Here is a 729-nt window from a genome sequence, read left to right on the forward strand (position 1 = left end):
GGCAGCGTGGCCGTACCTGGCACTGCTGGCGGTGATCATCGCGTCGCGGGGGCTGTTCCTGCTGTCCGGGTGGGACGGGCTATGGGTGGTGCACGGTGCCAATGTGTCATGGAAGCCGCTGGCTTCGCCGGGGCTGGCTTTGTTGCTGGTGGTGCTGATGATGGTCGGGCGCCAAGGCTCGGGCTTCCCGTGGCGGGCGCTGGTCACCCGAGCGCGGTTTCCGGTGGCGACGATCTTCCTGTTCCTGTTGCTCTCCCAGGTGATGGTCAAGGCCGGCTTTCTGGTCGAGGCGCAGCGGGCGTTGCAAGCGCTGTCCGGCGTGTCGCTGGCCTCGACAGTCTCGCTGCTGGCGGGGCTGGCCGGCTATGTCACCGGCTCCAATGTCGGCGGTAACACGCTGGTGATGCCCTCGATCGCGGCGTTGTCCGCTGCCCATGGCCCTTGGCTGTCGGCCATGGTCAACAGCGCGGCGGGGCACGGCGCGCTGGGTTCGCTGTCGATCCTGTCGCTGATCATCGGGCTGGCCGGGGCCAACCGAGAGGAGGAGCATGGGCTGATCCGCTTCGGCTTCGCCCTGGTGCTGCTGAACATCGTCATCGTGGCTGCAACCGGCGTGGTTTTGCTCTACCTTTCGGGAGCCTCCGCCTGACTCGACAAAAGGCCCCCATGGACCGGAACCCCAAACCCGACAAACGCTGGCACACCGTCAACGCCTGGCTGCTGCGCCAG

At 67.1% G+C, this 729-nt stretch carries 1 pseudogene; it reads left to right on the plus strand.

What is annotated here, in order from left to right:
- Positions 1-649, plus strand: a pseudogene (locus P5705_RS26185) (transporter); the annotation flags it as partial.
- Positions 650-729 lie beyond the last annotated feature (80 nt).

The sequence above is a fragment of the Pseudomonas entomophila genome (assembly GCF_029478665.1).
Classification (GTDB): domain Bacteria; phylum Pseudomonadota; class Gammaproteobacteria; order Pseudomonadales; family Pseudomonadaceae; genus Aquipseudomonas; species Aquipseudomonas entomophila_F.